12 protein-coding genes and 1 riboswitch are annotated in these 14,300 nt (G+C 68.0%); of the genes, 5 read left to right on the top strand and 7 right to left on the bottom strand.

What is annotated here, in order from left to right; genetic code table 11:
* Positions 1–3 precede the first annotated feature (3 nt).
* Positions 4–1,170 (top strand): dual-specificity RNA methyltransferase RlmN, encoded by a 1,167-nt coding sequence (gene rlmN / locus ACYU8W_RS00500; RefSeq protein WP_499465753.1) that lies wholly within the window; start codon positions 4–6, stop codon positions 1,168–1,170.
* Positions 1,171–1,219: 49 nt separating this feature from the next.
* Positions 1,220–1,723 (top strand): mycothiol transferase, encoded by a 504-nt coding sequence (locus ACYU8W_RS00495; RefSeq protein WP_499465751.1) that lies wholly within the window; start codon positions 1,220–1,222, stop codon positions 1,721–1,723.
* Here the strand turns inward: ACYU8W_RS00495 and ACYU8W_RS00490 are convergent.
* The gene (locus ACYU8W_RS00490) at positions 1,699–2,817 is read right to left on the bottom strand and encodes an LOG family protein (protein ID WP_499465915.1); all 1,119 of its coding nucleotides are present in this window, start codon (positions 2,815–2,817) and stop codon (positions 1,699–1,701) included. The two genes, ACYU8W_RS00495 and ACYU8W_RS00490, sit on opposite strands and share 25 nt — an antisense overlap.
* Positions 2,818–2,930: 113 nt before the next feature.
* Here ACYU8W_RS00490 and ACYU8W_RS00485 point away from each other — a divergent pair, with 113 nt between their 5' ends.
* Positions 2,931–4,106 (top strand): AAA family ATPase, encoded by a 1,176-nt coding sequence (locus tag ACYU8W_RS00485; RefSeq protein WP_499465749.1) that lies wholly within the window; start codon positions 2,931–2,933, stop codon positions 4,104–4,106.
* On the opposite strand, the gene ACYU8W_RS00480 is transcribed toward ACYU8W_RS00485, so the two are convergent.
* From ACYU8W_RS00480 to thiC, 4 genes are all read right to left on the bottom strand, one after another.
* The gene (locus ACYU8W_RS00480; protein WP_499465747.1) at positions 4,072–4,746 is read right to left on the bottom strand and encodes a thiamine phosphate synthase; all 675 of its coding nucleotides are present in this window, start codon (positions 4,744–4,746) and stop codon (positions 4,072–4,074) included. The genes ACYU8W_RS00485 and ACYU8W_RS00480 overlap by 35 nt on opposite strands.
* A complete protein-coding gene (gene thiM, locus ACYU8W_RS00475; protein ID WP_499465745.1) occupies positions 4,731–5,489 on the bottom strand; it encodes a hydroxyethylthiazole kinase in 759 nt (252 codons plus the stop codon). The genes ACYU8W_RS00480 and thiM overlap by 16 nt, the downstream gene beginning before the upstream one ends.
* Before the next feature lie 22 nt (positions 5,490–5,511).
* Complete coding sequence (locus tag ACYU8W_RS00470) at positions 5,512–6,834, bottom strand: MFS transporter (RefSeq protein WP_499465743.1); 1,323 nt, start codon at positions 6,832–6,834, stop codon at positions 5,512–5,514.
* Positions 6,831–8,531, bottom strand: a complete 1,701-nt coding sequence (gene thiC / locus ACYU8W_RS00465; protein WP_499465741.1) for a phosphomethylpyrimidine synthase ThiC — start codon at positions 8,529–8,531, stop codon at positions 6,831–6,833. The genes ACYU8W_RS00470 and thiC overlap by 4 nt, the downstream gene beginning before the upstream one ends.
* Positions 8,529–8,638, bottom strand: a riboswitch (TPP riboswitch). (Overlaps the previous gene by 3 nt.)
* Before the next feature lie 33 nt (positions 8,639–8,671).
* Here thiC and thiD point away from each other — a divergent pair.
* Positions 8,672–9,475: a bifunctional hydroxymethylpyrimidine kinase/phosphomethylpyrimidine kinase gene (gene thiD / locus ACYU8W_RS00460; RefSeq protein WP_499465739.1), complete on the top strand. Its 804-nt coding sequence runs from the start codon at positions 8,672–8,674 to the stop codon at positions 9,473–9,475.
* 77 nt (positions 9,476–9,552) lie between these two features.
* Entirely contained in the window at positions 9,553–11,469 is a 1,917-nt protein-coding gene (locus tag ACYU8W_RS00455) for an acetate--CoA ligase (RefSeq protein ID WP_499465737.1), read from the top strand.
* 180 nt (positions 11,470–11,649) lie between these two features.
* Here ACYU8W_RS00455 and ACYU8W_RS00450 read toward each other — a convergent pair whose 3' ends face one another.
* Together ACYU8W_RS00450 and ACYU8W_RS00445 are read right to left on the bottom strand one after the other, a co-directional pair.
* Positions 11,650–13,059 carry a hypothetical protein gene (locus ACYU8W_RS00450; RefSeq protein WP_499465736.1) on the bottom strand — a complete coding sequence of 470 codons (1,410 nt, stop codon included), beginning with the start codon at positions 13,057–13,059 and terminating at the stop codon, positions 11,650–11,652.
* Positions 13,056–14,300 (bottom strand): saccharopine dehydrogenase family protein, encoded by a 1,245-nt coding sequence (locus ACYU8W_RS00445; RefSeq protein ID WP_499465734.1) that lies wholly within the window; start codon positions 14,298–14,300, stop codon positions 13,056–13,058. The genes ACYU8W_RS00450 and ACYU8W_RS00445 overlap by 4 nt, the downstream gene beginning before the upstream one ends.

Below are 14,300 nucleotides of genomic sequence, written 5' to 3'. Positions count from 1 at the left end.
AATATGTCAACTGATCTGCCCACCCCCTCGACCCGCAAGCCGGTACCGGGGCAACTCACCTTCACCGCCCCCCGGCGCGGCAAGCCGCCGGTGCACCTGGCCGATCTCGACGAGGCCGGCCGCAAACAAGCGGTCGAAGCATTGGGGCACAAGGGTTTTCGTGCCAAGCAGCTGTCGACGCACTACTTCGAGCACCTGGTCACCGACTCGGAGCAGATGACCGACCTGCCCAAGGGCGGGCGCGATGAGCTCGTGTCGGCGATGCTCCCGCAGCTGCTCACGCCTGTGCGTTCGCTCGAAGCGGACAACGGCCGCACGATCAAGCAGGTCTTCCGGCTCTTCGACGGAGCACTCGTCGAGTCGGTCATCATGCGCTACCCGGGTCGCGTCACGATGTGCATCTCCAGCCAGGCCGGCTGTGGCATGAACTGCCCGTTCTGCGCCACCGGCCAGGAGGGGCTCACCCGCAACCTCACCACCGCCGAGATCGTGGAGCAGGTCGTCGCCGGTGCGCGCTACCTGCGCAGCGGACAGCTTGCCGGCGGCAACAGCGAGGACCGCGAAGCGCCGTTGCGCGTTTCCAACGTCGTCTTCATGGGTATGGGGGAGGCGCTGGCCAACTACCGGCAGGCGGTGAACGCGATCCGCCGCCTCACCGAGGCGCCGCCGTCCGGACTCGGCATGAGTGCGCGCGGCCTGACGATGTCGACGGTCGGCCTGGTGCCCGCCATCGACAAACTGGCGGCCGAAGGCATCCCGGTCACCCTGGCGCTGAGTCTGCATGCCCCGGACGACGAACTGCGCAACGAACTCGTCCCGATCAACACGCGCTGGTCGGTGGACGAGGCGCTCGACGCCGCGTACCGCTACTACCAGACCACCGGTCGGCGGGTCTCGATCGAGTACGCGCTGATCAAGGACATCAATGATCACGCCTGGCGGGCCGACCTGCTGGGAGAAAAGCTGAACGCCCGCGGCAAGGGTTGGGTGCACGTCAACCCCATCCCGCTCAACCCCACGCCCGGTTCGAAGTGGACGGCATCCCGCAAGGGGGTCGAGCAGCAGTTCGTCGAGCGACTGCGTGCGCACGGTATCCCGACCACGGTGCGCGACACCCGCGGCTCCGACATCGACGGAGCCTGCGGACAGCTGGCGGCCTCGACCGCCTGAGCCGTACGGACGGGCACGGACGGGCACGGACGCCGGTAGCGTGGGCGTCATGTTGCCCCAGGATCTGCTCATCGACGGCATCGGACGCAGCCAGGAGGTCGCACACGGTCTCGTGGACGAACTCGACGTCGCGTCGCTCAACCGTCGTCCCACGGACGAAGCGAACTCGATCACCTGGCTGATCTGGCACCTGGCCCGTCAGCAGGATGTTCAGATCGCCGACCTCGCCGGCGCCGAACAGGTCTGGACCCGCGACGGTTGGGCGCAGCGGTTCGGTCTCGATCTGCCGGACGAGTCGATGGGGTACGGGCACACTGCGGCCGACGCCGCGAAGGTGCGGGTCGACGACCCGGCACTGCTGACCGGCTACCTGGATGCGGCCGTCGAGACGACGTGCGCTTACCTGCGTGACCTGGACGGGTCGAGCTGGGACGACGTCGTCGACGAAGCCTGGGACCCGCCGGTGACCCGTGCGTCCCGCCTGGTCAGCATCGTCGACGATGCTGCTCAGCACGCGGGCCAGGCCGCCTACGTCCGGGGACTCCTGGCCTGATCCAGCAGGATCGCCTGCGCTTCGTCGATGGTGTCGACGAGGTGGAGTGAGTCGCCCAGGGGCGACTTCGCGCCCAGTGCCTGCAGGGCGGGCCAGACCGGGATGGTGCGGGTCCACTGCTCGCGGCCGACCAGGACGAGGGGCGGGCCGGGCTCGGTGCCGTAGTAGAGCCGCGTCGTCACCTGGAAGATCTCCTGAACGGTGCCCGCTGCTCCCGCGAGCACGACGATGCCGGCGTTGCAGATCGCGAGGAGGATGTCCTCGCGCAACGCGTTGCTGAAGTACTTCGCGATCGCCGAGCCGAACAGGTTCGGCGGCTCGTGCCCGTAGAACCACGTCGGGACGCCGAGCGAGCGGTGGGTGTCGGTCGGCACGTGACGCTCGCGCACCTTCCACGCTGTCGACGCCCACCCGTCGATACTTTGTGCGAAGTCCGGTTCGTCGGCGAGGTCGATCAGTGCTTGTTGCAGTTCTTTCGAATCACCAAGCAGCGCACCGAGATTCGCGGCCTCCATGGCTCCGGGTCCGCCGCCGGTCACCACCGTGACCCCGGCGTCCGCGAGTCGAGCCCCGAGTCGCGCGGCATCCTCGAACTCAGGAGTCCCACGGCGCAGCGCGTGCCCACCCATCACGCCGACCACGTGACGTCCGTGCACCCACTCCTGCAACGCGTCGGTGATGCCGTCGTCGTGCATGGCGCGTTGCAGCGTGGCGTACGCGTCGTGAGCGGAGCGGGCGTCGCGGCTCCAGTGGTAGGCGCGAGCATCCGGTGTGTTCTCGTAACCGCGGGCAAGCAGGCCCTCGTACAACTCGGTGTAGTCGTACAGCGCAGGCCGGAAGGACGAGACCGGCAGCGACGGATCGTCGTGAAAGATGACAGCGCCGTGCCTGCGCAGATGCTCTTCCAGTTTTGGACCGATCACCCCACCGAGTACGACGACGCCCTCGAAGTCGTTGCGGCGCAGCAGATCTGACTCGCGCGTGGTCAGGTCGAGACCTTGCAAGCGGGCGTGGTGGAAGTGTCCGGCAGGTTGCTCGAGCAGCCTGTCGAGCGCGGGGAGCGTTTCGACTTCGTGCGGGTTCACGTCGTCCATCCTGCGTGATCGAGCCCCGCTCGGAGGTTGTTCCACGCACGGCACGCTGGGATTCTGGGGCGGCTGCCCCAGGGCTGAGCCAGAATGTCGGTATCGGCCAATAGCCTGCCGACATGATCTCCACCGTCGCGGTCGCCGGCTATCGCTCGCTGCGTGACATCGCCCTACCGCTGTCGCGGCTGACCGTCGTCACCGGCGGTAACGGCTCCGGTAAGAGTTCGCTGTATCGCGCCCTGCGTCTGCTGGCCGACTGCGGTACGGGTGATGTGGTGGGCTCACTTGCCCGGGAAGGGGGTCTGCAGTCGGCGCTGTGGGCCGGCCCGGCCACCCTCACCGCCGCGCGCCGGGGTGCACCGGTCGAGGGTCTGATGCGCAACGGCAAGCGAGTCAGTCTGCAACTCGGTTGCGCCACAGACAATTACGGTTACCTCGTCGATCTCGGCATTCCGCAACAGTCAGGATCATTCTTCGATCGCGACCCGGAGATCAAGCGCGAGGCCGTGTTCTCCGGGCCGGTCATGCGTCCGGCGACGACGGTCGTCCGGCGCCGCTGGCACACGGTCGAGCAGCGCGACGGACGGGTGTGGGCCGAGGTCGGTGAACTGCCGACCTACCGCTCGATGCTGACCGAGTTCGCCGATCCACGTCAGCATTTCGAGCTCGCCGCGCTGCGCGCCCAACTGCGCACCTGGCGCTTCTACGACGGCTTCCGCTCGGACGCCGACGCCCCGGCCCGAGCACCGCAGGTCGGCACGCGCACCCGGGTGCTGGCGGGCGACGGCCACGACCTCGCGGCAACCGTGGCAACGACGCTCGAGGCGGGATTCGAGGACCTGCCTCGAGCCATCGCTGACGCCTTCGACGACAGCACCATCGACGTCGAGGTCAACGACGGACTCTTCCAGTTGGCGCTGCAGCAACCCGGGATGCTGCGTCCGATGCGGGCCGGCGAACTGTCCGACGGCACCGTGCGATTTCTGCTCTGGGCGGCCGCGCTCACGAGCGTCGATCGGCCTTCGCTCATGGTGCTCAACGAGCCCGAAACCTCTCTGCATCCCTCGCTGATCCCAGCCCTGGGACGGTTGATCCGAGCCACGAGCCGGCACACTCAGGTCATCGTCGTCACCCACAGCGACCTGCTCCTCAAGGAACTCGATCCGACGCCGTTCGAGCCGGACGAACCGGTCGAGGAACGCCTGCTCATCGAGCTCTACAAGGACTTCGGTGAAACGTTGGTGCGCGGGTTCGGCCTGCTCAGTACACCCGCCTGGGAGTGGGGCAGCCGCTGAGCACGTCGCGCACCACGGCAGCCGGGTCGTCCGCGTCCATGATCGAGCGCACCAGCGCCACGCCGGCAACTCCAGCGCCCATGAGGGCCGGCACATCGGCCGGTGTGATGTCGCCGATCGCAACGACCGGCAGCGAGGTCGCCGCCACGATCGGCGGATAGCCCTCGACGCCCAGCGGGTCACGACCGGAGTCCTTGGTCGGGGTCCGCCGGAAGGGTCCGGCACCGATGTAGTCGATCCACTCCTGCTGCTGTTGCGCCCACCGGGCGAGTTCGACGGTGCCGGTCGTCAGTCCGATGACGGCCTCGTTGCCGAGCATGGCCCGGGCCGCGTCGGCGGGCAGATCGTCCGTACCGAGGTGCACCCCGTGCACCGGCGCGCCGTGCAGGCGGGCGGCGTGCGCCACATCCGTGCGGTCGTCCACCAGAACCCTCGTCGCCGGCGCAACTGCGTGCACGGCGTCGGCCACCGCGATGCTGAGGTCGAGCAGTTGCCTGGTCGTGGCCTGTTTTGCCCGCACCTGCACGACGCCTACTCCTGCTGCTGCGGCGTCCGCAGCGATCTCGACCGTGCGACGCGAGGTGCCCGACGTCACCAGGTAGCACCGCAGATCCAGGGACGTGCTCAGCCGCTGCACCATCGGGTGCTCACCTCCAGATGAGCTGGTCCGATCCGGTCGAGAGCGTCCAGCAGCTCCACCTTGAAGCTGCCGGGGCCGGCGCTCTTGCGGGCGGCGTCCTCGGCGGCGGAGCTCATCAGGGCGACAGCGGTGAGGGCCGCATCGAGGGGGGTCGCCACCGTGATGAACGCCGTGACCAGCGCGCTCAGCAGGCAACCGGTTCCGGTCACCTGGGTGAGGCGTGCGTCGCCGCCGGTCGATCCGATGACCCGTTGCCCGTCGGTGATGACGTCCAACTCGCCGGACACGACCACGACACACCTTGCGTCGTGTGCCAATCGGGCCGCATCGTCGATGACGGCCCGGGAGGAGCACGTGGTGTCGGCGCCACGAGCGCCACCGTCCGCCCCGGCCAACGCACGGATTTCGGACGCGTTGCCCCGGATCGCTCCCGGATGGTGGCGAACAAGGTTGCGCGCCAGGGGAGTTCGCACCGGAGTCGGTCCGACGACCGCAGGGTCGAGTACCCATGGACGGCCGCCGTCACGGGCAGCTGCGACCGTCGGCAGGATCGCTGCCGCGGTCTCCTCGCCCAGAGCAGCGAGGTTCACCAACAGCGCGTCCGCGCCCCGGACGAGGGTGGGTGCCTCGCCGATCGTGGCGGTCATCAGTGGACGGGCACCGGCGGCGAGCAAACCATCGGCGACGAACGGCGCGGATACGGCTCCGGTGAGGCAGTGGACCAACGGGGCCTTCACTCTCATTGCGTCCAGGAGCGATGCAACATCAGGAGTGTGCATGGGCGGTCCCCTTCGCAGCAGGGTGAAGGTCGAGTTGTCGGACGTCGTCGCGCGGCCCCAGGTGCCCGCAGGAAGCCACGAGCAGACCGGCGAGCACCAGCAGAGCCACGACAGCCGTCCGATGACCGATCGCGTGCTGCAGTTGCGGCAACCAGAAGGGATGCAGCGCGGGGACGATGATCGACAGGCTGTAGGCCGTGCCGTAACCGGTCGACCTGATGGCTGCCGGAAAACCTTCGGCGAGATAGGCGCCGACGGGTCCGTAGCCGCAGACCGTGATGACCTGCAACAGACAGGCGAGGGCCATCGCGCGCCCGATCTGGGAGGTGCCGACCAGCTCGAGCCAGACCAGCGGTCCACTCACCGCCGCCAGCAGACCCCACAGGACGAAGAACCGTCTCCGGCCCACCAGGGTCGACAGGTGACCGGTGCACGCCATGACCATCGCCTGCGCGACGGCGGCCGCGCCCATTGTCCAGGCCGCGGTCGTGGTGTCCAGGCCGACGCTGCGACGCAGCTCGTCCGGCAACGCGATCACGACCAGGTTGGTCATGATCCACAGGCCGGTCATCAGCCCGAACAGTTGCCAGAACGAGCGGCGGTGCTGTCCGAGGAACAAGTCCCGCAACCCGATTCGTGAGCTAGCGGCCGCTGTTGCGCGGTCGGCGACCTGGCGTCGGTAGAAGTGCAGCAGAGTCAGCGAGGCAACGCCGCCGGCGACGAAGGGTACCCGCCAACCCCAGGTTTCGTAGGCGCCGGGATCAAGCAGCGACAGCAGCGCCCAGGTGGTGAAGGCGATCGTCGCCTGCGCCCACGGTGCCATCGACATGATCAGCCCTGAGTAGAGACCGCGCAGGCGCGGACGCGACCATTCCATCGCCAGCGGGATGGCGGCCGAGTACTCACCGGCGATGAACACGCCACCCAGGAAGCGCATCGCCAGGATCCACCAGATCGCCGCCGCGCCGATGACCTCATGGGTGGGGGTCACCGCGATACCGAGGGTGCACGTGGCGGTTCCACCGATCGCCACGGTCGCGGTTCGGGTACGTCCGAACCGGTCGCTGAGCCGGCCGAAGACGACGCCACCCACGGGTCGTCCCAGCAGCATCGCCATCACGACGATCGTCGCGCCGGCAGCGCCACCGTGCGGGCCGGTGATGGCCGGAAGGGCAGGGGCCAGCGCGACGAGGGGCAGGAAGATGTGGACCTGATCCACGAAATTGCCGGCCACTCCGCCCCGCAGGGCGGCGCGGCCCTGCGGGGAGAGGGTGTCGGTGTGTTCGCGGTCGGTGGCCGCTGCGCTCACTGGGCCGCGTCGACGTAGACGCTGGCGCCGAGCTCGATGAACTCGCGCGACTTGTCCCGCATCCCAGCCATTGCCGACTTGTGTTGATCCCGGATGTCCTGGCTGATCCGCATCGAGCAGAACTTCGGTCCGCACATCGAACAGAAGTGCGCCGTCTTGGCGCCTTCGGCCGGCAGCGTCTCGTCATGGAAGGCGATCGCTGTGTCGGGGTCGAGCGAGAGCGCGAACTGGTCGTGCCAGCGGAACTCGAAGCGTGCCTTCGACAAGGCGTCGTCGCGCACGCGCGCTCCGGGGTGTCCCTTGGCGACATCGGCCGCGTGCGCCGCGATCTTGTAGGTGATGACCCCGGTCTTCACGTCATCTCGGTTGGGCAAGCCCAGGTGCTCCTTGGGGGTGACATAGCACAGCATCGCCGTGCCGTGCTGGGCGATGACTGCGGCACCGATCGCGGAGGTGATGTGGTCGTATCCCGGCGCGATGTCGGTGACCAGCGGACCGAGCGTGTAGAACGGCGCTCCGCGGCACCAGTCCTGTTGCAGTTCGACGTTTTCCGGCACGAGGTGCAGGGGCACGTGTCCCGGGCCCTCGACCATCACCTGCACGTCGTACTCCCAGGCGCGCTCGGTGAGTTCGGCCAGGGTCCGCAGTTCGGAGAACTGGGCCTCGTCGTTCGCGTCGGCCACCGATCCAGGACGCAGTCCGTCGCCGAGGCTGAATGCGATGTCGTACTGGGCGAAGATCTCGCACAGCTCGTCGAAGTGGGTGTAGAGGAACGACTCCTCGTGGTGTGCCAGGCACCAGCCGGCCATGATCGATCCACCTCGACTCACGATGCCGGTGACGCGTTCGGCGGTGAGCGGGACGTACCGCAGGAGCACCCCGGCGTGGATCGTCATGTAGTCGACCCCCTGTTCGGCTTGCTCGATCACGGTGTCGCGGAAGATTTCCCAAGTGAGGGCGTCGGCGCGTCCGTCGACCTTCTCCAGGGCCTGGTAGATCGGCACCGTGCCGATCGGCACGGGGGAGTTGCGGACGATCCACTCGCGGGTGGTGTGGATGTCGTCGCCGGTCGACAGGTCCATGACCGTGTCGGCGCCCCAGCGCGTCGCCCAGCTGAGCTTGGAGACCTCTTCCTCGATGGAGGAGGTGACCGCGGAGTTGCCGATGTTCGCGTTCACCTTGGTGAGGAACCGGCGGCCGATGATCATCGGCTCCGACTCCGAATGATTGATGTTGGACGGGATGATCGCGCGACCCGCCGCCAACTCCTCGCGAACGACTGAGACGTCGACGTTCTCGCGCAGCGCGACGTAGCGCATCTCGGCCGTCACTTTGCCCTGACGCGCGTAGTGCATCTGGGTGACGGTGCGACCAGGCTTGGCGCGCAACGGATTTCGTCGCTCACCGCGCCATTCGTCGGAAGCTTGGCCGCGACGGACGGCGGAGCGTCCGTCGTCCTGCAGGGTGCGTTCGCGACCCTCGTAGGTCTCGACATCGTCGCGGCTTGTGATCCAGCCGGAACGAGTGGCGGGTAGGCCGACGGCAGGATCGCTGCCGGGGCCCGCGGTGCGGTAGACATACACATCGGGATTCGTTGTGCCGTCGGGGGATTCGTCGAGGCTGATCGCGGTGACGGGCACGCAGATGTCGCCGTCGACGAGGTGGTGGAGGCGGTGCTTGGGATGAATCTCGGACATCGAGATCTCCTCACTTCCTTCGCCGGAATGACCCGGGCAGGTTCGGACGGTCCGAGCGGCGTCAGCTCGATCTCAGCCCTCTGCCGAGGGCTCCCGTGTGGGTGTCGCCACCGTAACCCATGTCACTTACGGTGTCGCACATGGTCCGTCCACCAGCCGTCGTCTCGATCGCCGGCAGTGACCCGAGTGGAGGTGCGGGAATCCAGGCAGATCTGAAGACCTTCGGCGCACTCGGTGCGTACGGCATGAGCGTTCTCACAGCACTGACTGCGCAGAACACGATCGGTGTGCAGAAGGTGTTACCAATCAATTCGGAATTCGTTGCGGCACAGCTCGATTCGGTGACAAGTGACGTGCGTGTTGACGGTGTGAAGATCGGTGTTCTGGGCTCAGCGGGGGTCGCTGAGGTGATCCGCCCGACGCTCCTGCACATGCGTGATCGCGGGGTGCCGATCGTGCTCGATCCGGTGCTGGTCGCAACCTCCGGAGACCGCCTCGGCGACGCGTCGGTGACGTCTGTGCTGCGTGACCTGCTGCCCGTTGTCAGCGTTGTGACACCGAACCTGTCGGAGGCCGCCGCATTGACCGCCACCCCTGTTGCGACCGACGAGCGGGGGATGCGCGATCAAGCCATGGGCCTGCTCGACCTCGGTGTGCCCGCGGTGCTCATCACGGGTGGCCACCTCGACGGCGACGCGGTCGACCTATGGGTCGACGCACTCGGCTTCGAACGGTTCGCAGCCCCGCGCATCCCCACGACCAACACGCACGGCACGGGCTGCAGCTTGTCGTCCGCGCTGGTCGCCCTGCGTCCGCAGCGGCCCGACTGGCACACCACCGTGACCGACGCAAAGGGCTGGCTGACCGACGCGCTGCGCGCGGCCGACTCGCTCGAGATCGGCGCCGGTCACGGGCCGGTGCACCACTTCCACCGATGGTGGTGACCGCCGCTGAGCGACCGATTCGGGCCGTCCGGCGCGAGTCGCAGCGGCCAGAGTGTGGCCGATGACACACTCGCGCCATGGGTGCTTACAGCGACGAGTATCAGCGCAGCATGGCCGACCCCGAGGGCTTCTGGCTGGACGCGGCATCGGCAGTGCACTGGTTCAAGAAGCCGACCCAGGCGCTCGACGACACGAACCCTCCGTTCTACCGGTGGTACCCCGGCGCCCAGACCAACATCTGTTACAACGCGCTCGATCGCCACGTGATCGAGGGCCGGGCCGACCAGACGGCGTTGATCTACGACAGCCCGGTCACCGAGGGCCGGTGCAGCTACAGCTACGCCGAGCTGCTCGATCTGGTCGGGCGGGCGGCCGGGGTGCTGAAGGCGCTCGGTGTGGGCAAGGGCGATCGTGTCGTCGTGTACCTGCCGATGATTCCCGAAGCGGTGATCACGATGCTGGCGTGCGCCCGGATCGGTGCGGTGCACTCGGTCGTGTTCGGCGGTTTTGCGCCGGCCGAGCTCGCCGCCCGCATCGACGACGCGCGGCCCAAGGTCGTCGTCACCGCGTCGTGCGGTGTGGAGCGGACCCGCGTCATCCCGTACAAGCCGATGGTCGATGAGGCGATCGAGCGCGCCGAGCACAAGCCCGATCGCGTACTGCTGGTGCAGCGTCCGCAACTCCAGGCCGAGACGGGGGAGCGCGACATCGATTGGGCGACGGCGATGAAACCGGGCGCCGTCGAGCCGGCGGGCTGTGAGACGGTCGCGGCAACCGACCCCCTCTACGTGCTGTACACCTCCGGCACGACCGGCAAGCCGAAGGGCATCGTGCGCGATCACGGTGGATACCAGGTTGCGCTGCAGTGGTCGATGACGAACGTCTACGGCATGGAACCGGGTGACGTATGGTTCACCGCGTCCGACGTGGGGTGGGTCGTCGGCCACTCCTACATCGTCTACGGACCCCTCATCGCCGGCTGCACGACGATCGTGTTCGAGGGCAAACCCGTTGGTACACCCGACGCCTCGACCTTCTGGCGGGTCATCGCCGAATACAGCGTGAAGGCGTTGTTCACCGCGCCGACCGCCTTCCGGGCGATCAAGAAGGAAGACCCGGATGCGGCGTTGATAGCCGGCCACGACCTGTCGTCGTTCCGCACCCTCTTCATGGCCGGCGAGCGTCTCGACCCCGACACCTGGCAGTGGGCCACCGACAAGCTCAGGGTGCCTGTGGTCGACAACTGGTGGCAGACCGAGACCGGCTGGCCGATCGCGTCCAACCAGATCGGGCTCGAGCAGTTGCCGATCAAGCCGGGATCAGCGGCGGTGCCGACCCCCGGCTACGACGTGCAGATCCTCGACTCGATGGGTGAACAGGTGCCGCCGGGCACCGAGGGCGCGGTCTGCATCAAGCTGCCGCTCCCGCCCGGCACACTCCCGACACTCTGGCAGGACGACGCCCGGTACGAGTCGTCGTACCTGTCGGCCTACCCGGGCTACTACCTCACCGGCGACGGCGGCTACATCGACGACGACGGCTACCTGTTCGTGCTCGGCCGCACCGACGACGTGCTCAACGTCGCCGGGCACCGGCTCTCCACCGGCGGCATCGAAGCGGCGCTGGCCGGCCACCCTGCGGTCGCGGAGTGTGCGGTGATCGGTGTTGCCGATCCGTTGAAGGGTCAGGTGCCGCGTGCGCTGGTCGTGTTGAAGGCCGGCGACAAGTGGGCCAACCTCGACGATGCCGGGCTCACACAGTTGCGCACCGAGCTCGGACAGCGGGTGCGCGAGGAGGTCGGCGCCATCGCCACCCTGCAGCAGGTCGACGTCGTCGCCGCACTGCCCAAGACCCGGTCGGGCAAGATCCTTCGCAAGACGATGCGCCAGATGGCCGACGGCCAGGACGCGCAGGTGCCCTCGACCATCGAGGACCCTTCCGTGCTCGACGCCCTCGCGGAAACCCTCGGGCGACAAGGCACTTCGCAGGGTTAAGGCACTTCGCAGGGTTATGGTCGCGGAGCGAGCCGTACCTCGGGTGAAGACGCGGGTCACCGCCCGGACGGTCGGGTCGCAGCGATCCTCTCGTTGCCCTCGGGGTCGGCGAAGATCACCCGTGCACTGCGGGCCCGTGCATTCCGCGGTGCGGGCGCCGAACGGCAACGCAATTGTGAGTTAGCGAACCTCGCGCGGTTGCTCCATCGGGCCGAATCCGGTGTGCCACAACCGATCTGCGAGGTCGAGTGCGGCTGCGGCCCACGGTGTCATCCGCTCGCCGTGCGCGAAGTCGATGGGAGTGAACCGCACCAACGCGCCCATCGCTGCGGGTCCGAGTTCGACGGTGCCGACAGCGGTGGCGTCGTCGTCGCAGGGGCGTAGATCATCGGGGGTGCCGCACACGAACATCGCGGTCGTCGCCTGTGGCGTCACCGCGTCCGTCGCCAGATAGGCGGAGCCGGCGCGGTTCGCGTCGGCTGCGTCGAGCAGCTCGGTCTCGACGGCCTCAAGGTCAACGTCGAGGTTCGCGCCGGAGCGGACGGTCTGGTCGAGGAGGTTGAGTGGCACGTCGGCCGTGCCCTTGTTGATGGTGTTGATGCCGCCGGAGAAGCGGGGGTTGAGCTCATGCGGGCGGAAACCGTCGGCTGTGAGGATGCCGTCGATTCCGAACGCGCCGCGGTAGCGGTGTTCTCCAGCAAGCGCCTCACCGACGCGTCGTGCAGCGGTGCGCATCTCGTCGCGCTGCGTCGAGATCGGATCCCACCACGTGGAAACGCCGGCTTGCACGAATCGGTGCCCGCCCGCTGGGCGCAACATGCACAGCTCGACCGGCCGCAGCACGAGCACGCCCCGGTCGGTGACGATGCCGTGAATGCTGCACGGCTGACCCTCCAGGAAAGGCATCACCCGCGCACGCTCGCCAGCTGCGGCCACCTCGCGGAAGACGGTTGACGGGTCGGTCCCAGGACGCACCCACCACACCTTGGCGGCGCCGCCGTTCATGCCCTGCGACGCGTCCGCCGAAATCACCACGCCGGCGCCGCGGTCCAGGCGAAGAACGCTGTCGCGCAGCGATTTCGAGTCCGCGGGGACCACCTGCTCGGGAGGTGTCCGAAGACCGGCGGCCTCGAAGATCGCGCCGCACAACGTCTTGTCCTCGAGCGACTCGTCGGCCAGTGATCTGCCGCCGATGACGTCGCGTCCGAAGACCTTCGCGTCACTCGCCGTCGGAGTCGCGTTGAGCACGAGCGCGGTGCCCTCCGGGTCGAAGCTGTCGACCGCAGCGAGCACGTGAGCGGGCGGGTTGTTGAGCACGTGTCGCCACCCTGCCAACTCATCCATCACCGACTGAACAGGCGCTTCGTAGGTCGCGCGGACGACGGTGAGGTCGTCGCCGCTGGGGAGGGGGCCGGTGCCGTCACCGAAGGTGACGATCAGCTGTTCGGTCACCCCGAGGGTGCGGTAGTGCTCGACCCGCGGGGTCGCGGATGCCAGCACCGGCGCGAACACCACGAGCTTGCGTCCGCGCAGTCGCTCGGCCTCTTGCGTTCGCAGCAGGTTGACCAGTCGGGTGAGTGCCTCGTTCACACCATGGGCTCGGCCTCGATGGTGAACCCCTGCGCGCGCAGCCGCTCGATGTAGGGCATGCCCAATGCCGTTGCGGGAGTGAGCAATCCACCCTGGCGTCCATCCGGGAGTGGGAGTTCGTCGCGCTGCAGTGCCAAGGCGAGGCCGGCCTCGCCGAGCATCACGCACGTCGCCGCGTACCCGGGGTCACCCTGCGCGGCGACGATCGAGTGCCACTTCTTACCGGTGGTCGTCGTGGTGCGGATATCCATCTTGAAGAAGCCCTCGTTGCGGGCCTTCTCGCTCGGTCCGGTGCCGGGCGCCGGCACAACCTTCTTGACCACCGGCCGAAGCACGCCGACGTTCATCGCCGCGACTGCACCGCCGAGGCCGGCTGCGACGCCATACCCTGTGAGCCGTCCACCGACGCCCTTGCCGGTCTTCATGACCTCGCGGTAGCGGAATGTGCGTCCGTACGCATATCCGGACAGGGCGTTGCTGCGGCGCACGATGCGGGTGTTGTAGGTGGCCATGACGAAGGGGGCGGTCCACGCGCCGATCTCGGCGTCCTCGCGCACTGCCGCGGAGTCCTTCCACTCGCCGGACGGCTCGGCCGAGCGGTCGGGGGAGAGGCCGAACTTGTCGGTGACCACCTTGCGGCGTTCCTTGTCACCCTTGATCGCGTCGACCTGACCCATCATCGAGGCAACGGTGCCACCGCTGACGCCACCCTTCATCGACGCGTACGTGGTGGTGTCACCGAGTTCGCCGTCGCCGGCTTCACGCACGGCGTTCGCCAGTACGAATACACCGATGTCGGAGGGCACCGAGTCATATCCGCAGGAGGGGACGATGCGCGCTCCGGAGGCATTGGCGCGCTCGTCGAAGGCGTCGATCGCGTCGCGGTGGAAGAGCACCTCGCCGGTCAGGTCCACGTAGTCGGTGCCGGCATCGGCGCAGGCCTCGACCAGCGGCAGGCCGTAGGAGGCGTACGGTCCCACGGTCGTGATGACGACCTTCGTCCGCTCCACCATCGCCTTCAGCGACGCCGGGTCGGAGGAGTCGGCGGTGAGCAACGGCCACTCGCGAGCTGCTGCGGGCAGGTCGCCGCGACTGTCGGCGAGCTTGGTTTCGCTGCGGCCGGCGAGGCCGATGCGGGTGCCTTCCGGGGCGTGCTTGGCCAGGTGGGCGGCGGTGAGCTCACCGACGAAACCGGTGGCGCCGAACAGGACGATGTCAAACTCGCGGGTACGGGAATCCAT

The sequence above is a fragment of the Yimella radicis genome (assembly GCF_054778255.1).
The sequence above is the reverse complement of the archived record's forward strand: the minus strand, read 5'-3'. Positions and strand labels throughout refer to the sequence as shown.